This window comes from Rhizobium sp. TAL182, assembly GCF_002117725.1.
Lineage (GTDB): Bacteria > Pseudomonadota > Alphaproteobacteria > Rhizobiales > Rhizobiaceae > Rhizobium > Rhizobium esperanzae.
This window is the reverse complement of the sequence record NZ_CP021024.1, coordinates 1,910,079-1,930,802: the sequence shown is the minus strand read 5'-3', so window position 1 is coordinate 1,930,802 and position 20,724 is coordinate 1,910,079. Positions and strand designations below refer to the sequence as shown.

At 58.7% G+C, this 20,724-nt stretch carries 21 protein-coding genes; 11 read left to right on the top strand and 10 right to left on the bottom strand.

What is annotated here, in order from left to right:
* Positions 1-76 precede the first annotated feature (76 nt).
* Positions 77-1,603 carry an adenylate/guanylate cyclase domain-containing protein gene (locus Tal182_RS09720; protein ID WP_085859289.1) on the top strand — a complete coding sequence of 509 codons (1,527 nt, stop codon included), beginning with the start codon at positions 77-79 and terminating at the stop codon, positions 1,601-1,603.
* A gap of 5 nt (positions 1,604-1,608) precedes the next feature.
* Here the strand turns inward: Tal182_RS09720 and Tal182_RS09715 are convergent, their stop codons facing one another.
* Positions 1,609-2,346, bottom strand: a complete 738-nt coding sequence (locus Tal182_RS09715; protein ID WP_085859288.1) for a hypothetical protein — start codon at positions 2,344-2,346, stop codon at positions 1,609-1,611.
* A gap of 66 nt (positions 2,347-2,412) precedes the next feature.
* Between Tal182_RS09715 and Tal182_RS09710 the strand changes: the two genes are divergently transcribed.
* Genes Tal182_RS09710 through Tal182_RS09700 form a run of 3 tightly spaced genes read left to right on the top strand, consistent with a single transcriptional unit; the run spans position 2,413 to position 4,609 of the window.
* On the top strand, positions 2,413-2,976 hold the full coding sequence (locus Tal182_RS09710) for a Pycsar system effector family protein (RefSeq protein WP_085859287.1): 564 nt from the start codon (positions 2,413-2,415) through the stop codon (positions 2,974-2,976).
* Between the two features lie 14 nt (positions 2,977-2,990).
* Positions 2,991-3,689 carry an adenylate/guanylate cyclase domain-containing protein gene (locus tag Tal182_RS09705; protein ID WP_085859286.1) on the top strand — a complete coding sequence of 233 codons (699 nt, stop codon included), beginning with the start codon at positions 2,991-2,993 and terminating at the stop codon, positions 3,687-3,689.
* Between the two features lie 5 nt (positions 3,690-3,694).
* Positions 3,695-4,609 (top strand): TIR domain-containing protein, encoded by a 915-nt coding sequence (locus Tal182_RS09700; RefSeq protein ID WP_085860900.1) that lies wholly within the window; start codon positions 3,695-3,697, stop codon positions 4,607-4,609.
* 217 nt (positions 4,610-4,826) lie between these two features.
* Here Tal182_RS09700 and Tal182_RS09695 read toward each other — a convergent pair whose 3' ends face one another.
* Entirely contained in the window at positions 4,827-5,126 is a 300-nt protein-coding gene (locus Tal182_RS09695) for a hypothetical protein (protein WP_085859285.1), read from the bottom strand.
* A complete protein-coding gene (locus tag Tal182_RS09690; protein WP_125461470.1) occupies positions 5,123-5,314 on the bottom strand; it encodes a hypothetical protein in 192 nt (63 codons plus the stop codon). The genes Tal182_RS09695 and Tal182_RS09690 overlap by 4 nt, the downstream gene beginning before the upstream one ends.
* A gap of 315 nt (positions 5,315-5,629) precedes the next feature.
* Between Tal182_RS09690 and Tal182_RS09685 the strand changes: the two genes are divergently transcribed.
* Positions 5,630-6,046 (top strand): hypothetical protein, encoded by a 417-nt coding sequence (locus Tal182_RS09685; protein ID WP_125461469.1) that lies wholly within the window; start codon positions 5,630-5,632, stop codon positions 6,044-6,046.
* A gap of 228 nt (positions 6,047-6,274) precedes the next feature.
* Here Tal182_RS09685 and Tal182_RS09680 read toward each other — a convergent pair whose 3' ends face one another.
* Complete coding sequence (locus Tal182_RS09680; protein ID WP_125461468.1) at positions 6,275-7,360, bottom strand: hypothetical protein; 1,086 nt, start codon at positions 7,358-7,360, stop codon at positions 6,275-6,277.
* A gap of 348 nt (positions 7,361-7,708) precedes the next feature.
* Here Tal182_RS09680 and dcm point away from each other — a divergent pair, with 348 nt between their 5' ends.
* Positions 7,709-9,718: a DNA (cytosine-5-)-methyltransferase gene (gene dcm, locus Tal182_RS09675; protein ID WP_085859281.1), complete on the top strand. Its 2,010-nt coding sequence runs from the start codon at positions 7,709-7,711 to the stop codon at positions 9,716-9,718.
* Here the strand turns inward: dcm and Tal182_RS09670 are convergent.
* The 6 genes from Tal182_RS09670 to Tal182_RS09645 form a co-directional block, all read right to left on the bottom strand.
* Complete coding sequence (locus Tal182_RS09670; RefSeq protein WP_085859280.1) at positions 9,708-10,010, bottom strand: hypothetical protein; 303 nt, start codon at positions 10,008-10,010, stop codon at positions 9,708-9,710. The two genes, dcm and Tal182_RS09670, sit on opposite strands and share 11 nt — an antisense overlap.
* On the bottom strand, positions 10,007-11,881 hold the full coding sequence (locus Tal182_RS09665; RefSeq protein WP_085859279.1) for an AAA family ATPase: 1,875 nt from the start codon (positions 11,879-11,881) through the stop codon (positions 10,007-10,009). Before Tal182_RS09665 ends, Tal182_RS09670 begins: the two co-directional genes overlap by 4 nt.
* Complete coding sequence (locus tag Tal182_RS09660; protein WP_085859278.1) at positions 11,878-12,501, bottom strand: hypothetical protein; 624 nt, start codon at positions 12,499-12,501, stop codon at positions 11,878-11,880. Before Tal182_RS09660 ends, Tal182_RS09665 begins: the two co-directional genes overlap by 4 nt.
* Before the next feature lie 305 nt (positions 12,502-12,806).
* Positions 12,807-14,189: a HAMP domain-containing sensor histidine kinase gene (locus Tal182_RS09655; protein WP_125461467.1), complete on the bottom strand. Its 1,383-nt coding sequence runs from the start codon at positions 14,187-14,189 to the stop codon at positions 12,807-12,809.
* A complete protein-coding gene (locus Tal182_RS09650) occupies positions 14,186-14,857 on the bottom strand; it encodes a response regulator transcription factor (RefSeq protein ID WP_085859277.1) in 672 nt (223 codons plus the stop codon). Before Tal182_RS09650 ends, Tal182_RS09655 begins: the two co-directional genes overlap by 4 nt.
* The gene (locus Tal182_RS09645; RefSeq protein ID WP_245344841.1) at positions 14,854-15,204 is read right to left on the bottom strand and encodes a PepSY domain-containing protein; all 351 of its coding nucleotides are present in this window, start codon (positions 15,202-15,204) and stop codon (positions 14,854-14,856) included. Before Tal182_RS09645 ends, Tal182_RS09650 begins: the two co-directional genes overlap by 4 nt.
* A 128-nt stretch (positions 15,205-15,332) precedes the next feature.
* On the opposite strand from Tal182_RS09645, the gene Tal182_RS09640 reads away from it, so the two are divergent.
* The 5 genes from Tal182_RS09640 (at position 15,333) to mgtA (ending at position 20,693) form a co-directional block, all read left to right on the top strand.
* A complete protein-coding gene (locus Tal182_RS09640; protein WP_085859276.1) occupies positions 15,333-15,608 on the top strand; it encodes a PepSY domain-containing protein in 276 nt (91 codons plus the stop codon).
* Positions 15,605-16,201, top strand: coding sequence for a cytochrome b/b6 domain-containing protein (locus Tal182_RS09635; protein ID WP_085859275.1), 597 nt, complete (start codon positions 15,605-15,607; stop codon positions 16,199-16,201). Before Tal182_RS09640 ends, Tal182_RS09635 begins: the two co-directional genes overlap by 4 nt.
* A 259-nt stretch (positions 16,202-16,460) precedes the next feature.
* Positions 16,461-16,919: an EF-hand domain-containing protein gene (locus Tal182_RS09630; protein ID WP_085859274.1), complete on the top strand. Its 459-nt coding sequence runs from the start codon at positions 16,461-16,463 to the stop codon at positions 16,917-16,919.
* 145 nt (positions 16,920-17,064) lie between these two features.
* A complete protein-coding gene (locus Tal182_RS09625) occupies positions 17,065-17,898 on the top strand; it encodes a universal stress protein (RefSeq protein WP_085860898.1) in 834 nt (277 codons plus the stop codon).
* Positions 17,899-18,053: 155 nt separating this feature from the next.
* Positions 18,054-20,693, top strand: a complete 2,640-nt coding sequence (mgtA, locus tag Tal182_RS09620) for a magnesium-translocating P-type ATPase (RefSeq protein ID WP_125461466.1) — start codon at positions 18,054-18,056, stop codon at positions 20,691-20,693.
* The last annotated feature ends 31 nt before the right edge of the window (positions 20,694-20,724 follow it).

Sequence of the window (20,724 nt, the reverse complement as noted above, 5' to 3'; positions counted from 1 at the left end):
AAGGAACAAACGGTGAAACAATCGCATCGGTTGGGCTGGGACCCGCTTATGCACCATAGTTCGGAGTTAGGTAGCAATGGTAAATGCATGGAAGCACGACCGGGCAAAAGCTGCGATCGACGCACGCATCAAGGATGTCGAAAAGGTCACGCTCGTCGACTATACGCGCGACACGTCCCTGACATCGATCCCGACCAACAAGGCATACCGCGTTGATGGCGTACACCTCTACATAGACATGGTGAACTTTGAAGACATGCTGTGGTCGACGGACCTCGAAGGCGAGACGTGCCACAAGCGGGCGCTCCGCTTCCTCAACCTCCATTACCGTGCTGTCCATCGGATCCTTGCCGATGCCAATGCCATCGGAGTAGATTTCCACAATCAGCGCCTTCACGCCGTGGTCACGAAACCCTATGGAGCAGATGCCGCCGAGGGCCGTGTCAACCGGGCGGTCGCGATCGCGAAGCTGATCTCGGATGTGCTCGCCGAGACGGGCGACGATGACGAGAAGATTCCGAACGCAAAGATTCGCGTCGGCATCGACACCGGAAAGACGCTCGCGGTCAACAACGGACGGAACGGTAATCGCGAACCGCTCTTCCTCGGACGCCCGGCGAACATCGCCGCGAAACTTGCGTCGAACAACAAGGCGGTTGGCATCTATCTGAGCCACGAGGCTCGTGAAGCGATTGACCTCGATGCCGCCGACGATCCCGCGAAGTCAAAACTGACGGACGGCGAAATCAAGGATTGCGAGGACGAGGCCAAGCTCGGTCTAAGCAAGGACAAGATCGTCGCCGAGTGGCGCAATGACAACGAAAAGAACCCGATCGGAGCGTTCTCGTTCACGCGTACAACACCGCCTCTGAAGAATTTAGACATCACCGTGCTGACGCCTGGCAACTCCCGGCGCATGGAAATGGTCTCCGTGTATGCGGACGTGGACAATTTCACGGCTTACGTGAATTCCCATATCGATAATGATCCCGAGGATGTCGTCCGCTGCCTGCATGTCGTCCGTGCAGAACTTGACCGGGTTCTCAGCTCGGACTTTTCCGGCCGAAGGATCCGTTTCATCGGCGACTGCATCCACGGCCACATCTTGGAAGGCACTGCGCATACAACCGACACTGACGAGACTGTATCGACGGCGGTTCTGTGCGCTGGTGGCCTTCGCAGCAGCTTCGACCTCGCCCTTGAACGTCTTGAGGCAAATGGCGTCGATACCGACGACCTAGGTCTCGCGATTGGCTTCGATTTCGGCCCCGGAGCATTAACCCGCCTCGGCATGCAGGGGAGCCGCGTTCGTTGCTCGACGGGCCGATCGGTGCTGGCCTCTGAGAACGAGCAAAAGCGTTGCAACGGAACCCAGACGGCGATCGGTCAGACGGCATACGACGACGGACCCGCCTCCGTCAGGAATCTGTTCGGGTCGTCGCGGCGTGTATCCAATCTGACCTATGACGTTGCCCTGGAAGCCCTAGCAGCCGAAGATGACGCAGTGGCCAAGGCGGCTCGAGCCTCGGTTTACGCCGCCAGCAGCCCGGCCATCGTCAAGGCGTCGGAGACACCTTTCCGTCCGCACGCCAGTATCGGTTGAGCTCTTCATTGTCGCCGCTCGATCAACTGTACAGCGTCGCCCACAATAACCACGCCCGCCTCGTTTCGGCGGCAGACGGGCACGCGATCTATGCCGTCAATCCTCCAAATGCGTCTGGCGCGCCGAGCCCGGACTTCATTCTTGAAATTCGGCGAGACGGCAAGTCTGTCACCGTGGCGGAACAGCAACCGACACTCCTTCCGTCGTTCTGTGCGGAGCGTCACATAAATCCCGGAGGTACGTTCTGCCTCTATTGGGGCGAAGCAGAACCTTCCGAAATTGGCGATCAGGAGGCGGCCGAAGTCTGGTGGGGAAGGCTCCTTGCCTTCCTGCTTCGCCAACATTCGGCGGCTGCGCTGAGGCGGTGGCCTGGCAAGGCGGATGCGCGCGCCCATGGCTCGACGGCAGCGAGGTTTCAGGCGATGGCCGAACAGAATGCCGCCGCCCTGGGGCCGCGTTTCCTCGCGTCTCTCCGAGAGGATCGCCTTCGTCTTGCGAAAGGACGCCGCCGAGACCGCATCGCCTTGATGAAAGATGGCGAACGGCTCGTAGCGGTCCACCGTGGTGAGCGACGGGTGATGACGCTTCGGCAGCGCTGCAAATGCGACAACGCGAACAGTCTTCGTTTGCCCATGGCTGCTTGCGGCGGACATGCACGACAACTCGCTGACTTTGTTCTCAATCTCGACGGATGGCAGCGAGCCGAAGAGGACTTCTACAAACTCCTTCGCACGGGAAAGCACGTCTGCTGCGGCACGATGGACGATTGCCCCTTGGCAAAGTCAGCGGCGAACTGAGGGGGCCAACCGATGCCAAAGAATGACCAGCAGGAAGCGTTTGAGAAACTGATGTCGGCGAACCACGGCCGAATGATAGACTTCGTCAGGTTTGCCGAGACGAAGAACGCCGCGCTTTTGACGTTCTCCTCAGTCTGGATGGGCGCAATCCTCAACCTCTTAAGGTCGACGGACGAACCGCCGTTCGGGTACAAGTACGCCCTTGCCGCTGCCCTGCCTTTGCTCGCAATCTCCTCCGTAATCTGCCTCATATCGTTTCTTCCAAAGCTTCTCGAACAACTACTCAAGCGGGAAGGCGACGCCATGAATCTGCTCTACTTCAGCGACATCGCGAAAGGTGGCATAGAGAATTACGCGGAGATCTCGCAGAAGGAATACATGCCGACCGAGAGCGAGTCTGTCACTCCCACCTATCTCCGCGATCTTGCGGTTCAGATCGCGAGCCACGCGACAATCGCTCGACGCAAGTTTCGAATGTTCCATTGGGCTGGAACCCTCGTACTCATAGCATTCGTGTTCATGACAATCCCGCCCGTCGTCTTCGTCGGGCGATGGGTCGTTGCGCATTGGCACTGAAGGGGTGTCTCGGAATGACGATCGCGGACGATATCAACGGAAATGCAAGCTCGATCTTCAGCTCGAAATGGACCGTGCGCGACGGAAACACGGTACCCGAGCCCGCGGATCTCAAGCTCTCGAACGACGCCGTTTATTTCAAGCGAGCAACCATCCTCTATGCGGATTTGGACGGATCAACAGACCTAGTGGAGAAGAAGAAATGGACTTTCTCCGGAGAAGTCTACAAGACCTTCCTATACGCGACGTCCCGGCTCATCCGGAAACACGGCGGTTCAATCGTCTCTTACGACGGCGATCGGGCGATGGGCATTTTCATATCGAATGCTCAGTGCAACGACGCCGTCTCGTGTGCTCTCGAGATCAACTACGCGATTAAGAACATTGTACAGCCTGCAATGAAAAAGGGTTGGAGCACGGACTTCAATATCCGTCATGTCGTAGGTATCGACACATCTGAAATCCGGGCAGCGCGAACCGGAGTTCGTGGCGACAATGATATTGTATGGATTGGCAACGCCGCGAACTTGGCCGCCAAGCTGACATCACTCACGGCGGACAATCCGACTTGGATTACCAATCGTGTCTACCACAATTTGAACGACAACCAGAAGCTCGGCTCTAGCCGTGAAAGCATCTGGAAAAAGTGGAGCTGGCCACATCACAACAACGACGAAATCTACTCGTCGACGTATTGGAGGATATTCACTTGAGCAGGATGATCGAGCGCTTTCAAGGAGATGCCGGGCGGGAGCTTAGAGTTGAAGTTCTGCTTGCCCAATGGATCGTTGCAAGCGATCGAGCGCTGGCCGAGGAACTTGCAGACGTCATAGAACTCGTGGAGTTTGACACTGGCCAGGCCATGATCGAGCAGAATGGCGAAGACAACGACATCTTCTTCATCATCGCCGGATCGTTCGGGATTTACATCAACGGCCGCAGGATTGGAGGACGTGGGCGTGGCGAACAGCTTGGCGAGATGGCCGCCATAGAGCCCACTCAGCGGAGATCTGCCACAGTCGTCGCCGAGGAGCCTTCGCTCGTAGCCAGGTTAAGTGAGCAACATTTCTCTCAGCTCGCCAAGAAATATCCCGGCATGTATCGGCAGATTGCGCGGTCCCTGTCCCGGCGACTGCTTGAGCGGAACAAGCACGTCGGCATGTACCGCGAGAAAGTGCGTGTCTTTATCATCTCGTCCGCCGAGGCCCTGCCCGTCGCGCGACTGGTTCGCAATGCATTCGAGCATGATCCGTTCCTTACGACGATTTGGACCGACGGCGTCTTTCGCGTTGCCAACTACACCCTTCAGGATCTGGAAGCGGAAGTCGACGACTCCGATTTCGCTGTGGCCATCGCACATGCTGACGACCTTACGGAGAGCCGGGGTAAGGACTGGCCCAGCCCCCGCGACAACGTCGTCTTCGAACTGGGCCTCTTCATGGGCAAGCTCGGTCGGCAACGGGCGATCCTGATGGAACCGCGCGAGGAGAAGGTCAAGCTTCCCAGCGACCTGAGCGGGATCACGACGATCCCCTACCGTTTTGAAAGCGGCAGAGTTGCGGAATCGTTAATTGCGCCCGCCTGCGACAGACTTCGCCAGCACATCATCGAACTGGGACCATTTAACGGCTAAGACCGACGAGTGGAGGAATGACGACTGTCCAAACTTGTAATTTTCTCGAAACAGCGGCAACAGCGCATTGCTTTCGATTGCCGCAACGACCTTGGCCGGCGAAGGAATGTCTTGCTGCACAGAAGAGCCTCCGCAATCCGATTCTGTGCGTTAGAATAGCCTAGCCGTTGTCGATGCAGACCATGGTCGAATCCTTTGAGGATGACGTGTACCTTCGCTAGGACCGGCCACTGCGCTGTCTCGACCCCATCATGACCTCATAGAGCGGCGGCGGCGGCACCATGACAATGTCGACGAGGTCGTCCAGCGAAATGAGACACACGAGTCCGCCGTCTGTCTGGGTGAGGGCCGGCTGCCCTCTGGAGACGTCGTTCGTGAGAATGCAGAGACGACGCCGCGCGTTTCTGACCCATGGGAAGCCTGCAGCTTCAAGAACCGCCTTCTCGACCAGAACGCGGCGCTCGGGGAATTGGGAGGCTTTGTGAGTTCGAACAACGAGCTTCCAGTTTGCAGTCATGTCCAGGCCCTCCGCCGGTCTGCCGAAGCCTTCATCATCTGCTCGACCTCGGCGCCATCGACCACCCCGTCCCTGTGCAACCGTGCTGCCAGATCCTCCACGACGGATAGGTTTTCTCGAACGATCGCGCAGGCCTGCTCGAACTCGTCGGCAAGGATCGTACCGACTTCTGCGGCGATATCTGGCATCGTCCTCCGCAACCGGTCCCGCTCGGCCATATGATACCTTGTACGATATCGCCCGTCTTTTGGGTCGAGGCCGGTAGATCGCAGACCGCGATTGGCATGCCACGCGCGGTTTACGATGAAAGGAAAGCGACGAGATTATCTCGAATTTGCGGATCGTGACGATGACATTGAAGTCTGCCATCATCATTGACGTTGCAGACGGGGATAAGTCATTGGACACAAATCTGGTCGTTACGATTCGAACGTCGTCACGAAGTATCAGCACGCTGAACCACGAACATGAACCCGTGCACCACGGACGGCCCGGATCATGAATTGAGCGAGTTGCTGAAGCGGCTTGAAATTGAGGCCAATGCCGCAGGCGTGGAAAAAACCAGTGACTTCCTTCGCGTGGACCACGGCAAATTCGTCCAGCACCAGTTTCCAACGATCGACCACGAAACGATAGAAACCATCACCTATATCTGCGTCACCACGGCGGCGCTCGCGAACTTCACCAAAGTTCTAGCCGAGATCGTCGACAAGGTTCTATCGATCAGAGAGAAGCTCAGAGTGAACAAGGAGTTTGGCGATCACCATAGAGAGGTTAAGCTCGAGGTGAAGCTCGGCGATCAGAAACTTAATCTGGCTCATCACCGGAAGCTGAAATCCAAACTTGAGAAAATCGCTTCTAAGCAAGGTCGTGAGAAGGAAGCGTCGAACAAGAAGACAAAGAAGAGCAACGAAAGTTGATGTGGGGATTAGGTGGCAGATGCCACATCGTCAGCTCCCGTAGAATTGGGAGTTGCTGACTGCCTCGTTCATTTCGGCTTGTCGTAGTGCTGCCTCAACAGGCCGGGTGAGGAATCGTTGGTGTTCTTGGACCTTCGAAAAGTCTAGGACGCGGTCCTGTGGAGGTGACCCCATCGATCGACACGACGATGGGTATAAGGCGCCCCCGACCCCGCGACCGTCTGGAGCCTAAATCTTTGCCACACGCTGTTCGCGGACGGGAGCCTGTTTCGGATGAGGAAAATATTCGGGAGCTCGGCCATCGTCGAAGTAGACCACGGGAATGCCTGCCTCCTCACAAATCTCGGAAAGAGTTTCGTATTTCGTGTTCCTGACCGCCGCCACTTGACTGCGGCTCATGTACTTCATCGCGCGCTCAAGAAAATCTTCCGGCAGATCGAAGAGAACGGTTTCTTTGATAAGCTCAACCGCCCGAGCAATGTTCGCAAAGTGATCGGCGTTGCGAGTTCGGATGATCTCCTCCCATCCCGCGAAAAATTCTTCATCGAACATATGATCAGCCTCGGAATCCAGAACATGAGGCCAGATCAACCGCCCTCGATTCCTAAGCTGGCCGACCACGATGCAAGTTACTAGAACCTCCCGCAACTCTTCGTCCGCGAAACGCTTACGGGCCTCTTGGACGAGTTTAGAACAGTAGTGCGCCTCGTCGCGAATGTTTTCGGCAAGTAGGCCAAGCATTGCGTAAAAGAAGTTTGGATCTCGAAGCATCGACCACGCATCATGGCGGGCTGCGTCGATAAAAATGAAGCTATTTCGCATACTGCCGTTGCCATTGAAAATCAGGCCGCCTTCGAAATCCTTCTCGTGCCAACGAGCAGGTGTGTCGCCCGTGTGGTAGTAGAGCTGAGTGACGCACTTTTGAAAGTCGTAGTACGAGGCGATGAGCGCGCCGTATTGCATCATGCGTCGGAGGGCCGGCTTCCTTGAATGCTTGGTCTGTTGCTCGACATGGACGATGTGGTTAGGCCCGATCTGTCCGACAATGTCAGCACGAAATGTGATCTGTGTCGTGCGGTACTCTTCGCCAAGCGGCTCAAAGTCATGGTTCTCCGCCGAGCCGGCCACCGTCAATCCGAGTTCCAGTGAGGGCAAGTCCTTGGCGGTCGCCAGCAGCCTTACCAAAACACCAGGCTTTCGAAGTATCTCCTTGAGGCGGCTGTCGAAAGGGCGAAATTCTTCTTTAGATAGGAGTTCCGCGATCCGGTGTTCGAGAGGCAGAAACTTTTGTTTGTTTTTATACGATTTCGCCATCTGTTTCCGCTCCAAGGTCATTGCATCCGTTTCTGGAAATGACCGAGCTCATACACATTGGAGGTTTCAAGGTCTGCAAAGACTTCAGTAAAATACGAAGTAGCGCGACACTTACGATCGTGAAAGGTATCCCCCGAAAGCGCTTCTGCCAAAGAGAACCGGCAGTTTGCAGGTTGTAAAAGTCCGACGTCGTGCATCGCCCGAACGGTTGTAGATCGCTCCGTCCTTGCAGGCAATTGTGTGACCGAGACAAATCTGCAGTTGCAAGCAATTTTAGCGATTGGGTTGCCGGTCCTGCAATGATTGTCCCGATATGACACGTCCGATTTCACGTGCGAGACGTTGCAGATGTCAGATTTGAGAAACGAAGCCCTTAGTAAGGCGAAGAAGGCGATCCGGAGCCTTCAACAGCAGATGTCTGACCGGCTATTCAGGATGGCGGACGAGGTCGAAGGGCTGCTTGAGCATCTGTCGCCGAAGGAGGTTGCAACCTTCCTTCATGCCGGCTGTGAAATGGATGTGGCCGACGCGAACACATTTCTAAAGGTCAACAAGACCTTGAAAGAATTCGGGGTGTTGTTGCGCGAAGCACGCATCCAGTTTCCGGTTCTGAGGGCGTTGGCGTCTGCGGATGATGAAACGCGAAGCGAGGCTATATCCAGGATTGCCGGTGGCGCAACGTTGGGGACGCGTGACGTTTCAGCCATCCGCGCCAATTTTCGAAATAGAAAGATGACATTCGCGGAGCAGACCGTCACCTCGGCCTTCAAGAGCTCGGCTACGTTGGCGCGACGGAGAGCGGTTGACGCCACGCGCAACGTCGACAGGAGTGCCGCCGAACTCCTCTCCCTCCTCCAAGCATATCGTTCGAACAACATGACTAACGAGCGCCGCTCGGACGCCCATGCGAGCATCCGAGCCTCGGCAAGAGCTCTTCTTCCGGACTTTGTATGTGCCTACGGGTCGTATGACATTCCACTCTCAGACGTCCTCAGGATGCCTATGCACGCGAGCGAACGCCGGCTATCGCTTGCCTATGCCGCTATCGACGCCCTGGCTCAGGGACGCTTCGGCGGCCAGTTCGGACTGGCGCTCGACAGATCCAGCCTTGAAGCGCAATGGTCGACCAACTTCCAAGAGTGCATCCAGCCGATCACGTCGACCGTCGCGCCGGACATATTCGACATCGTGACGAAGGAGGCGGCGCCGCTCACCCGCCTTCCAACTCGGAAGCTGAACGTCGTCGAGTTATGCGCAGGCGCGGGTGGAATGTCCTTGGGCCTCGAAGATGCAGGGTATCATCCTCTCGCCCTCTTCGAGTTCGACAAGCATGCCGCCGCGACGCTGCGGTTGAATCGGCCGCTCTGGAACGTGGTCGAAGGCGACATCCGCCAAGTGGACTTTACGGCCTATAGGTCTGCGGGAGTCGATCTCCTCGTCGGAGGCCCGCCTTGTCAGGGCTATTCCATAGATGGCAAAGGCCTCGGCAAGGACGACCCCAGGGATCTGTTACTGGAATGTGCGCGGGCGGTGCGCGAGATGCTACCTCGGGCATTCGTCTTCGAGAACGTGGTCGGGCTCCTGAATGCTAGACACGCAGACCATCTTGGCAACTTCCTCAAACAGTTGAAGAAGTCTGGATACGCCGTTCAAATCGTTCGCATGGAAGCGGAAGACTACGGCGTGGCCCAAGAACGGACCCGGATGCTCTTCGTGGGACTGCGCCAGGGGGCCATGGGCGCCTTCCGCGCTCCGCCGACGTTCCCTCACTGGCGCTCGAACCTGGGCGATGTCCTCGAAGACCTCATGGCCGCCAACGGCTGGACGGGCGCCAAGGATTGGGCGAAAGCGCGCCGCAACCATGTGGTCGTTCGAAATGGCGTCGAGCTACGAGGCGCGCTGGCCTCGACAGTAGTCGGGCGAAAGGGAGGCTCTCGCGAGAAGGAGGCCGCGCGGTGGGCAAAGAAGGGCATCGACATCGCCACTGTCGCCGACGCCGCGCCGACACAGGAGGAAGCTGACCAGGCCGGCGCAGGATTCCTGCCTCAACTTACGCTTCGGATGCGCGCCCGGCTTCAGGGATTCCCAGATTACTGGGACTTCGTCGGCGGGAAGGATTCGACCGCTCGGCAGGTCGGAAATGCGGTTCCTCCCGTGATCGGTCAAGCGATCGGGCTTGCGGTGCGGTCTGCGCTGACCGGGAAGCGATTTGACTATTCCGTTATGCTGCGGGAGCGAGGCTGCATCGAGGAGCCATTTGGACAGCGCTTCATCGATGCTCCTCCTATCGTCCCGGATTTTCGATCGACGGACGTCGCGGAGTTAGGCGTATTAGCGTCCGCTGAGATCAGCGCGTGACACGACCCATGACCTCCGCCAGAGTTGGCGGACGATCGGCCAGGATATCTAGAAGATCATCGAAGGAAATCAGGCAGATTTCACCTTCTCCGTATACGTCGATAAACCGTGGCGTACCGGAGAGGGCGTCGACGGACATCGTCAGCAGCATTCTCCTTGCCTGTCGGACAGACGCGGCGTCACCGCCCACCTCCTTCAGCACTTGGGCGATTGACCCCTTCCGGCCCGCGATCATCTTGCTCTTCAAGCCCTGTACGACAAACTTCCAGGGCACGTCCTTTGTATCCGTCATGGCGATCTCTCCTGGAGCTTCGCCGCCATCATCTGCTCCACTTCCTTCCCATCGAGATGGCCCTTGGCGGCCAGTTGGGACGCCACCAACTCGATCACGTCGACATGCTCCTCGATGATGGCGCGTGCGCGTTTCCATTGTTTAAGAAGAACCTTTTCGACGCGCTCGCGCACGGCAGGAATTCGACGACGAAGTTCCTCTAGGTCTGCGGAAGAACTTGCTTGGAAGTATCCCAACGTCTCGCCCATGCCGAGTTGAACCTCCATGACAGTTGCGAGGTCGGTCGCCTTGTGGATATCAGATCCCTCGCCGCCGGATCCTTCGAAAGCCGATCCGAGAATGACCTCTTCGGCCAGCCTTCCTCCCAGCAGCATCGCGATCTGGCTCAGGAAGGTCTGTCGATCTCGCTCAACGTCGCCGTCGAGAACAAAGTGCGCAAAGCCGGCGGCGGATCCGTGCCTTGTCACCTCGCGAGCGACAACGACGGAATCCAGCTTTCCGACCGCAACGCGAATGCCGACGACCGCGTGGCCGGCCTCGTGCACAGATACCGTTCGCCGCCGTTCGCCGTCGATTTTCAGCGAAGGCGGCAAGACCGACAGAGCGAGCTCGACCGTGATCTCCGTCCCGCCCCTCCTTGCCCGCCGCCGGATATCGCGTCCGATCCGTTCGAAGTCGGCGCCGCTGAATCCGGCGGTGGCATGGACGAGCGTTTCGAGATCGGTCTCGGTCATGTCATCGCGAATATATTGCCGGCACAGCGATCGTCTTGTTTCGGCGTTCGGAAGGAGGATGGCGACATGCCGATCCAACCGGCCCGCCCTCAAGAGAGCCGGGTCGATTTTCTCTGGATGGTTCGTTGCTCCCACCACCACGACGCCCTCAAGACGATCATGTCCGTCGACAAGCTCCAACAGGCCGTTTACGACCTGGGTCGAGTATTCGGCGTTGTGGCCCCTGAACGCTGCCCTGTTACCGATGCTGTCGAGTTCGTCGAGAAAAAGAATGCACGGCTTCTTTGCAGCAGCCTCGTGAAAACTCTTCCGCATGGCCCCCAGCATATCTCCAAGGTGTCCCATCGACTGCCAGCGGCTGACGGACGTCGCCACGACCTCGATGCCACAGGTACGCGCCAGCGCCGAGGCGAACAGCGTCTTCCCCGATCCTGGAGGCCCGCTGACCAAAATGCCTCGGTCGACCTCCGACCACGCGATTTCACCCCTGCCCCAAGCTCGAAGATCCTCCGCCAACGACAGTCCCCAATCTCGGGCGTCCCCGTAGCCCTCGAGCTGGTCGAGGCTCGGACCCGAAGGTGCCGAACCAGGCGCGGGGCGGGACGCCTCAAGGCGCTTCAGAACCAAGTCGACGGGACGTCCGGCGCGCAGCGAGGCGAACACCGACGCGAGAGGGTATTCAAGAAGCTTGGCCGCCTGGCCAAAATCCAACGTCCGTCCTTCGACTTGCCTGACCGCGGAAACGAGATGGTACGGTCTGACTGGGTGCACGTCCACGAGCATGTCCGCAGCGGCAACGATGTGGTTGGGCACATTCAAAGCGGAGGGCCACAGGAAGATGACAGGACGACCGAGGTCGAGAGCGTCTTCCAGGTTCCTGACGTCGAGAACGCCCCTCCGCGTGACATCTGCTCTGAAAACTAGGAAGCCAGCGAGTTCGGGAGTGCGCTTAACCAGCAGCGCCGCCGCGATTTCATAGCCTCTTACATCTGCGTTCGAAGGCAACCTCAAGATGACCACGGTCAGCCGGGTTGTCACCCTCTTCTGGAAGGCACCTCCGAGCCTCATCGCAGCCTTCAGCGCGACGCCGTAGGTTGCGCTTGCAGCGGTCATAGTAGCGGAGCGAGGCAAGTTCATCGCGCCACCTCGTTGCTGTGACGGCGGATCATGGTTTCAGGCCCGATCAGCGCCTCGTCCAAATCGACGGAAATGAACCGGTGAAGCGTCATCCAGGCGATCGCCGTCAGAGGCGGCACCTCCCGGAAAAGGTGGAACGTTTCGCCGATCGTCATGGACCCGGCCTCGTCCAACGCGGCGAGCAGTCTTACGCGATCGTTGAGGGGCGTGCGATGCCGTGCATAACGAAGCAGATCCCTGGCATTCTGAAGCCGATGTCCGGAATAGATTTCACCAAGCGTGACGAACCGGTGCCGCCGCTTCATACAGGCGAGCGTCTCCGTCACCGCGGGGTCTCCGAAGAACTCGGCGACGTCCAGAAACTCCCGTGTTCCATCGAAATGGTCGACCATGAAATCGACCACATGTACCCGGTCCTCGACATGAGCGCCGAAACAAAGGCAGGACCAGGCGACGACCGTATCGTCCACATCCAGCAGGCAGCCAAGATCGCGAGCGATCTGGTTCCTGAACGCAGGTCGATCAGGGCAGCGGACGGTCGATAGGGGAAGGAAGGTTTTTAGCGACGCTTCACGAAAGGCAGCGTCGAGAACGGAGTGGTCAGCAGCACGCTTTTCCATGTTTGAAAATCCAACACACGATGATACCGGCCGCGCAAGCGGCGTTCAGTGTCAACGGACTGTGGATATTCGAAAAGCGTGTGCCATATCGGAACATATAGAGAACACCGCGATCGATGTCAACATAGGCTTGTTGTCGGCTCCGCTCGTTCGTGCCTCCCCCAGTGCAAGACACCAACTGTGACCGTATCGACGCAGGCGTCCGGCACCTGCCACGATTACGCGCAATTTGATGAAGAATACCCGCACGTCGTCAAACGCGGAAACATGGCGTCGATCCCCTCGGAGATGTTATGTCGTCGCCGCTACTCTGGAATGGAGCGTCCGGGGGCGATGACGTCAGGGAAGACGATTTCCGCACGGAAGCCACCTTCGACGCGGTTCTCCAACCTGAGCGTCAAATCGTACACTACTGCAATCTCCGACACTATGGCGAGACCGAGACCAGAGCCTGGTTTCAGGCGGTCGAGACGGACGCCCCGTCGAGGAAGATCGGGCAATCTCTCTGGCGACACGCCAGGGCCGTCGTCCTCGATCACGAGGCGGGAACGCCCGTCATCTCGAACCGCGCTGACGTCGATCCTGGTCTTGGCCCACTTGCAGGCGTTCTCGAGCAGGTTGCCCGCGAGCTCGCGGAAGTCGTGCGGATCGACGGGAACGCTGAAGTCCCCAGCCACGTCTATTTCCCATGTGAGATGTTCGCCTGCCTCAGTGTGCCGGAGGATTCGTACGGTTTCGCTTATGATCTTCCCGACGTCAGCATCACCACTTCGCTGATCAGGGCTCGGAGTGATCCGGGCTCGGGCGAGCTCGTGCTCGACGTGCGATAGCATGGTCTCGGCAAGATGGTCGAGTTCATCTGCGATCTCGACCTCGCCCTTCTCCCTGAGTGAGTACGCGTTGTTTGTGAGAACGGTCAAAGGCGTCTTCAGCCCGTGAGCGAGATCACTGGCCCTGCTTCTGGCCTTCTCCATCGCCGCGGCCTGGCTTTGCAGCAGCTTGTTCAGTTGGTTGACGAGTGGTTGGACCTCGCGCGGGTAGGCCCCCGCCAGTCGGCTAGCCCTCCGGTCGCGGACTGCTTCAAGATCACGACCTATGCGGTCGAGAGGTCTCAATCCGATCCAGAGCTGCCCGATCGACATCAACACGAGGAGCGCGGCAAGAACCGCAACATAGGGCAGAATGTCGAGAGCAAATCCAAGGCGAGCGCTGTCGACCTCGTCGGCATTCACCGCCACCGCGATGCGAATAGGCCTCCTGCCCTCAGGCGCGGGCAACGCGAGCACGCGTTCCTGAACAAGGACATCTTTCCCCTCCGGCCCGGAGAGACGATATTGGTGCATGATACCGACAGGATGTGACTCCTCCTCCGGCAGAGGCAGGACATAGTCGAATAGCGAGGGAGATCGGATCTCCGCCTTCCCCACAGGATCGTCGATCTGCCAGTAGAGCCCCCCATAGGGTGTCAGGAAACGGTTGTCCGCAGGGTTCTCGGGCACCTGCAGCCTGCCTCCGGGCAGGAAGCGGATCACAGCCGCTAGACGGTTTATGTGTCCGGTCAGCTCGTTCTGCACGCGCTTGCTGTAGCTGTCCGCAAAGATCTGGACGAGAGCGATGGATGCCGCAGCAAGGCATATCGACACAGCTATCAGCGACGTGATGACGAAGCGGCCGTGAAGCGACCTCATGTCCCCTCGCCCGATGCTATCTGGTATCCGAAGCCTCGGCGCGTGAGGATCGCGTCCCTTCCAAGCTTCTTTCTCAGCCGTCCGATCAGGACCTCCACCGAGTTGCTCTCCCGTTCAAAGTCCTGAGTATAAAGGTGTTCAGTAAGCTCGAGTTGGGACATCGCGCGGCCGCGATTTTGCATCAGTATCGACAGGCACCTATACTCCATTGGCGTGACGTCGACAGGCATCCCGTCGACCATGACCGTGCGTCGACGGGGGTCGATTGAAACGGGACCTGACGATAGGACCGCACTGGCGTGCCCGGAGTACCTGCGCAGGACTGCGTGGAGCCTAGCGAGAAGCTCCGCGCTACGGAATGGCTTGCCAAGGTAGTCGTCAGCGCCAGCATTGATGCCCTCGACGCGCTCCTCCCAGTTGCCGCGCGCCGTCAAGATGATGACTGGCATGTCACGACCGTTCGACCGCCACTTTTTGAGGATCGTTAGGCCGTCGATCTTCGGCAGACCCAGATCAAGGACGACGGCCGCGAAGTCGTCATGCTCGCCAGCGAACAGGGTGGCTTCCCCATCGGATTCGTGGACGACGTTGAAACCGGCCTTGGTGAGCTGGGCGGTCACGTCACGGGCGATGAGCGGGTCGTCTTCGGCAAGTAACAGGCGCATCATTCGTTCTCGATTTCGACGATCCTGCCTGACGCGGCGTCCACTTCCACCTCGGTGACCTGACCGCCGCTCCTCAGAATCCGGAACTCGTAGACTATGCCACCGTCATGCCGATCGACACTGACATCGATCAATTCGCCGGGCAGCCTGGCGAGGACTTTCGCCTTCAGGACGGCTAGAGGCAGAATCTGCCCTTCCTGGACCCGTTTAGGCAGGTCGTCGTGCGACGGCAGGTCATCCGCTTCGCGGGAACGATCAGGCAAATCGTCAGCATGCGCGCTCCACAACGGAAGCGACGGCGACAGAAGGACAAGGCAGACGAACGCAAGCGTGCGGAGCGGGTACATCATCGGAGAATATCCCATCAAAGGTGACAATAACCTGACAATCGCGATCAGGTCGCCGTCAGGTAGCCCCTCGTAGGTTCGACGCCGACCAGATGAGCAAAACCGCTCCTGGACTGATGGAGAAAAAACCAATGAAGAAGATCATGTTCGCAACCCTCCTGCTCGCCACCGCGTTGATCGGCGTTGCCCGCGCCGAAGAAGGTCAGAATTGCACGCAGGCTCCCAAGGATAAGTGGCTGAGCGAGGACGGCATCAAGGAAAAGGCCAAAGCCGCGGGCCTCGACGTGCGCCGGGTCAAAATGGAGGGCAGTTGCTACGAGGTCTACGCGGTCGATGCGAAGGGCAAAAAGGTCGAAACCCTATTCAACCCGGAGACCGGCGCAGTGGTCGGCAACGAAAGCGAATGACCATGGGCAAGATCGACATGGACGCGGCGGGCGCTTGCTCGCCGCCAAAGATCAGGGTCTGGGACCCGGTGGTGCGGATGTTCCACTGGGGCCTGGTGGGACTGTTCGCCTTTTCCTATTTAACCGGCGACGAGTGGAAGCAGGCGCATATTCTGTCAGGCTACGCTATCGTGGGTCTCCTGCTGGTGCGAACTATCTGGGGCTTCGTCGGCAGTCGCCACGCGCGCTTTTCCAGCTTCATCTACGATCCGGTCACGACCCTCGGCTTCTTGCGCGACAGCTTGGCTATGCGCGCCAAACGCTACATCGGCCACAATCCGGCCGGAGGCGCGATGGTGTTCGCGTTGCTCGTCGCGATCTTCGGCATTGCCGCAACCGGTTACATGATGACGACGGATGCCTATTGGGGTGCGGAATGGGTAGAAGAGGCGCATGAACTACTGGTCAATGTGACGCTTGGCCTCATCGTCCTTCACATTGCTGGCGTCCTCTTGGCGAGCATCGAGCACAGGGAAAACCTTGTCCGGGCGATGATAACGGGCAGGAAGCGAGCCGATTCACCTGGATTGGCGTCGCGGCCGAGTAGGACCTGAAGCCACGGAAACCCCCTTGGTTAGGGACTTGGTGCTCGGGTTAGAAAGGCGTGGACGTTGATCGATCAAGCCAGGCACTATCGCACTCTGAAATCACTCAATCTCGCTTTAGCCGGCTCGGTCCTCCTGGTCGCTGCAGCCGCGATCGTTCCTCGGCGACGCGGGGGGGGGCTGGCGTCGCAGTCATGGCGCGACGCGAAAGGGATCGGTCCGTCCTCGGCGACTCGAACTATAAAACCCGTTTGATCCAGCGCAATGCCTGAACCCGGTGTGCATCGTATCCTCAAAGGGTGCTCCAACTCGTGGAGGACAACACTCAAAGAGGAGAGTCACGATGTCCATGTTCAGACTGCCAACGATCACTGTGTTGGCCTTGCTCGGCGCCGTCGTTGCCATGGGCATCGCCTCCGCACAGACGAAAAGTCCAGACCCGGCCCAGTCGGAGGACAAGCCCGACTCCGACGGATCGGAAATGATGCCAGGCATGATGGGCCGCGGCATGATGCCATCTGGCATGTTCCCAGGAATGCGCATGACGGGGCCAATGCGCGGTCATATGATGAAGATCATGTTCGCAATCGCCGACAGTGATGGAGACGGTGCAGTTTCTTTCGAAGAGTTGACGGCGATCCATAAACGCATCTTCGACGCGGTCGACGCAAATAATGACGGCAAGGTCACCCCTGAAGAAATGCAGGGGTTCATGCAAGACATGTGATTAAACGCGGGACATTTGCCGGCCGTCGCATGGGAACCCAAGGAGACGTCTCATGAACCTATCCGCTGGATAGAACTCTCTGGGCGAGTAGTTTCGACGATGCGGTCGGCCGGAGTGATTGCAGCTCCTGGGAGGCGATGAGGCCATGACAGAACAGTATTTTCTCCCGCTGGCGACCTATCCCGATTCAAGTTCCGAGTTACTCATTTCGAACGCATTAGCACTTGCAGAGTACTGCGGAGCAGATCTTCACGTTTGCGCACTAAAAGTAGCGATACCGCACATCCCTAAACAATGGTCTTCCTTGTTGCTGGATACGCCGAGGATGATCGAGCAGGCCGAAACTTTGAGCGAAAATCGCGCCGCAACACTGGTTGAAGCTGCGACCAATCTTGGCGCGAATGCCAGAGTTGGATTGTTTTGCCGAACGGTTCAAACCAGCCTATCTCTACTCCACGAGACCGCGGCCACGGAAGCACGCTTTTTCGATCTGGCTCTCCTGGAATGTATCGCGGACGTTCCAGATACCCGCATTGTCGCCGAGTCGGTGATTTTCGGCTCTGGCCGGCCAGCCATCATCTTTCCAAACAAAACCCATGCGGGCCCGCTGGATCACGTGGTCATCGCGTGGGACGGGAGCCGCGCGGCCGCTCGGGCCGTCGGCGATGCAAGCACGTTCCTTCGCAATGCGCAGCGGGTCTCGGTGCTGTCCTTGACGGGCGAAAAGCCGCTGTCGGCGACGATCGGAACCCACCTCGCTGAGATCCTGGTTTCGGGCGGCGTCAATGCAAGCGCAACAGCGGCCCGATTCACCTCGTCATCCATCGGCGAGGGCATCCAGCAAACAGCACTGGAATTGGGCGCCGATATCCTGGTCATGGGAGGATTCGGTCACTCGAGATTACGAGATTTTGTTCTTGGCGGAGCAACAGACGGCGTGTTGCAGGAGCCTCTTTTACCCGTCCTCATGTCCCATTGACGAACTGTCCGGCTGCTATTTAGCAGCAGGACCCTACCGGTTTCTTGATATCGATCAAGCCAGGCACCTTCGACGCAAAGTATGAAGGTTGACAACCATCAATGACGTCCTCCCGGCGGAGATGATAATCGGCGAGATCACATACGGAGTTCGTGATGGATATCGCCGTTCCTCCTTCCTCTCACCCTTCGTCGGCTTTGGAAGTCGCGATCCCTGCATACTGGACGAGATCGCCCTCGGAGCTCGGCGCTGCCCTCGCCACGTCCCTTCAGGACGGGCTGACGACAGCCGAAGCCGAGAAGCGTGTCCGACGGTTCGGGCCGAATTCTCTTTCCGACGAAAGCCGTGGAGGCATGCTGGCAGACTTCGCGCGCCAGTTCAGAAGTCCGCTCGTGCTCGTGCTGGTGTTCGCAGCGCTCGTCGCGGGTGGCGTCGGCGAAGTCCACGACGCTGTCATCATCGGCATCATCATTCTCGCTAGCTGCTTTCTGGGCTTTCTGCAAGAACATGTCGCCCAACGAGCGGTCGAGGCGCTGCGACAGCAGATCTCTCTCACTTCAAAGGTCCGCCGCGACGGCACCGACAAGGTGGTGGCCGCAAACGGCATCGTACCGGGCGACCTGATCCAGCTCTCAGCAGGGAGCCTCGTGCCCGCCGATGCAGTCCTCATTGCAGCGCAGGATCTCAACGTCAGTGAAGCGACGCTTACAGGAGAGACTTTTCCCGTAATGAAGGCGCCCGGCGTTTCAACCAAAGACGCCGGCCTTGCGGATCGTTCCAACTGCGTATTCACAGGAACGTCGGTTCGGAGCGGCACAGCGACTGCGCTTGCGGTTGCGACCGGCCCCCGCACGGAATTCGCACAGATCGCCAGCGCCGTCGCGCGGCAGATTCCGGAAACGGAATTCGCGCGGGGTGTTCGGCATTTCGGATTTCTGATGACGCGGATCATGCTCTGCATCGTGGTCGTCGTACTGGTGGCGAATCTCCTGCTTCACAGACCTATCGTGGACTCTCTGCTCTTCTCACTCGCACTTGCGGTCGGCCTGACGCCGGAGCTGCTGCCTGCGATCATCAGCGTGACGCTCGCGCGCGGCGCCCGGACGATGTCGAAGTCTGGTGTGATCGTCCGCCGTCTGGATGCAATGGAGAACCTTGGCAGCATGGACGTGCTATGCACGGACAAGACAGGCACGCTCACCGAGGGCATCGTCCGCCTCGACAGTTGCGTCGACCCGCAGGGCGTCGTCTCGTCGGAAGTGAGGCGGCTTGCGCTTCTTAATTCAGCGCTTCAATCGGGAATGAAGAATCCTCTCGACGACGCCGTGACGGCCACGATCGCGGCCGGGGAGGTTTCTTCCGACGCCCGCAGGCTTGCCGAGATTCCATACGATTTCTCGCGCAAGCGTCTATCTGTAATCGTCGGCGGTAAGAACGGGCCGCCGATGTTGATTTGCAAAGGAGCGGCCACCAACGTGATCGACGTCTGCGCCACCGTCATGACCGAGGGTCGCGAGTTGGCATTGGGCGACAATGTCCGCAAACAATTGGACGACTTCTGCCGGCAATGGGGAGAAGCAGGCATGCGCGCGCTCGCAGTCGCCACCCGGCCCGTATCCGAAGCAACTTCCAAGATCTCGCGAGAAGACGAATCCGGACTGTGTCTCCAAGGTTTTCTGCTCTTCACAGATCCGCCCAAGGCCGACATTTCAGCCGTAGTAGCAAGCCTCGTCGAACGAGGGGTGCGGCTCAAGGTGATATCGGGAGACAACCGATATGTCGTTCGGCATCTCGCGTCGTCGATCGGAATCGACGGTTCCCGCATGCTCACGGGGAAGGAGGTCGGCCGTATGAGCAACGACGCACTGTTCAGCCGCGCGGGAAAAACCGACCTGTTCGTCGAGATCGACCCAAATCAGAAGGAACGGATCGTGGCGGCCCTTCGCAAGGCCGGACACGTGGTCGGATATCTGGGAGACGGGATAAACGACGCGCCGGCCCTTCACGAGGCGGATGTCGGAATTTCGGTGGAGGGCGCGGCCGACGTCGCCCGCGAGGCTGCCGACGTCGTCCTGATGCGGCAGGATCTGGCCGTCCTTTCCAAAGGTGTGGATGACGGACGCAGGACCTTCACCAACACTATGAAGTACATATCGATCGCGACCAGCGCCAACTTCGGCAACATGATCAGCATGGCAGCGGCTTCGCTCGTGCTGCCGTTCCTGCCGCTCCTTGCCAAGCAGATATTGCTAAACAATCTGCTGTCGGACCTGCCCGCGATGGCCATCGCCGCGGACAAGGTCGATCCGACAGACCTTCGGCTACCGCAGCGTTGGGATATCTCCCGCATAAAGAGGTTCATGCTCTGGTTCGGCCCGCTAAGTTCTCTCTTCGATCTAGCGACGTTTGTCGTCCTCCTGGCAGTGTTTTCCGCCGGCCAGAACGAGTTCCGCTCAGCATGGTTCGTTGAATCGCTGATCACGCAGTTGGCGACCATGCTGGTCATCAGAACGTCCGGTCCGATCTGGAGGAGCCGGCCCAGTCCGCTGCTATTCGGCACGGCGATCGCCGTCGGTGCCGCGGGAGTGACCATCCCCTACACCCCGATCGGCGGGGTTTTTGGTTTCGTTTCAATCCCCCTCGAGATCCTCGCGGCGCTTTTGGGCATCACCTTGATCTACGTGACAACTCTCGAGATCGCGAAGATCTTCTACTTTTCGACGCAGCCAACTCGGCACCTGCACCGAGCGTCGCGCCGTCGTCCTGGCGCTCGAACAAGGCGGCATTCAAAATAGCGCGATCGTCTGCGCGCGAGCGCCGCATCTC

Bases quoted from the DNA above. Each gene is read 5' to 3' on its own strand.
- Tal182_RS09655 (WP_125461467.1), bottom strand. From the start codon at position 14,189: ATGAGGTCGCTTCACGGCCGCTTCGTCATCACGTCGCTGATAGCTGTG.
- mgtA (WP_125461466.1), top strand. From the start codon at position 18,054: ATGGATATCGCCGTTCCTCCTTCCTCTCACCCTTCGTCGGCTTTGGAA.
- Tal182_RS09660 (WP_085859278.1), bottom strand. From the start codon at position 12,501: ATGGAAAAGCGTGCTGCTGACCACTCCGTTCTCGACGCTGCCTTTCGT.
- Tal182_RS09690 (WP_125461470.1), bottom strand. From the start codon at position 5,314: ATGCCAGATATCGCCGCAGAAGTCGGTACGATCCTTGCCGACGAGTTC.
- dcm (WP_085859281.1), top strand. From the start codon at position 7,709: ATGTCAGATTTGAGAAACGAAGCCCTTAGTAAGGCGAAGAAGGCGATC.
- Tal182_RS09695 (WP_085859285.1), bottom strand. From the start codon at position 5,126: ATGACTGCAAACTGGAAGCTCGTTGTTCGAACTCACAAAGCCTCCCAA.
- Tal182_RS09635 (WP_085859275.1), top strand. From the start codon at position 15,605: ATGACCATGGGCAAGATCGACATGGACGCGGCGGGCGCTTGCTCGCCG.
- Tal182_RS09625 (WP_085860898.1), top strand. From the start codon at position 17,065: ATGACAGAACAGTATTTTCTCCCGCTGGCGACCTATCCCGATTCAAGT.
- Tal182_RS09640 (WP_085859276.1), top strand. From the start codon at position 15,333: ATGAAGAAGATCATGTTCGCAACCCTCCTGCTCGCCACCGCGTTGATC.
- Tal182_RS09705 (WP_085859286.1), top strand. From the start codon at position 2,991: ATGACGATCGCGGACGATATCAACGGAAATGCAAGCTCGATCTTCAGC.
- Tal182_RS09720 (WP_085859289.1), top strand. From the start codon at position 77: ATGGTAAATGCATGGAAGCACGACCGGGCAAAAGCTGCGATCGACGCA.
- Tal182_RS09670 (WP_085859280.1), bottom strand. From the start codon at position 10,010: ATGACGGATACAAAGGACGTGCCCTGGAAGTTTGTCGTACAGGGCTTG.
- Tal182_RS09645 (WP_245344841.1), bottom strand. From the start codon at position 15,204: ATGATGTACCCGCTCCGCACGCTTGCGTTCGTCTGCCTTGTCCTTCTG.
- Tal182_RS09650 (WP_085859277.1), bottom strand. From the start codon at position 14,857: ATGATGCGCCTGTTACTTGCCGAAGACGACCCGCTCATCGCCCGTGAC.
- Tal182_RS09700 (WP_085860900.1), top strand. From the start codon at position 3,695: ATGATCGAGCGCTTTCAAGGAGATGCCGGGCGGGAGCTTAGAGTTGAA.
- Tal182_RS09710 (WP_085859287.1), top strand. From the start codon at position 2,413: ATGCCAAAGAATGACCAGCAGGAAGCGTTTGAGAAACTGATGTCGGCG.
- Tal182_RS09680 (WP_125461468.1), bottom strand. From the start codon at position 7,360: ATGGCGAAATCGTATAAAAACAAACAAAAGTTTCTGCCTCTCGAACAC.
- Tal182_RS09665 (WP_085859279.1), bottom strand. From the start codon at position 11,881: ATGAACTTGCCTCGCTCCGCTACTATGACCGCTGCAAGCGCAACCTAC.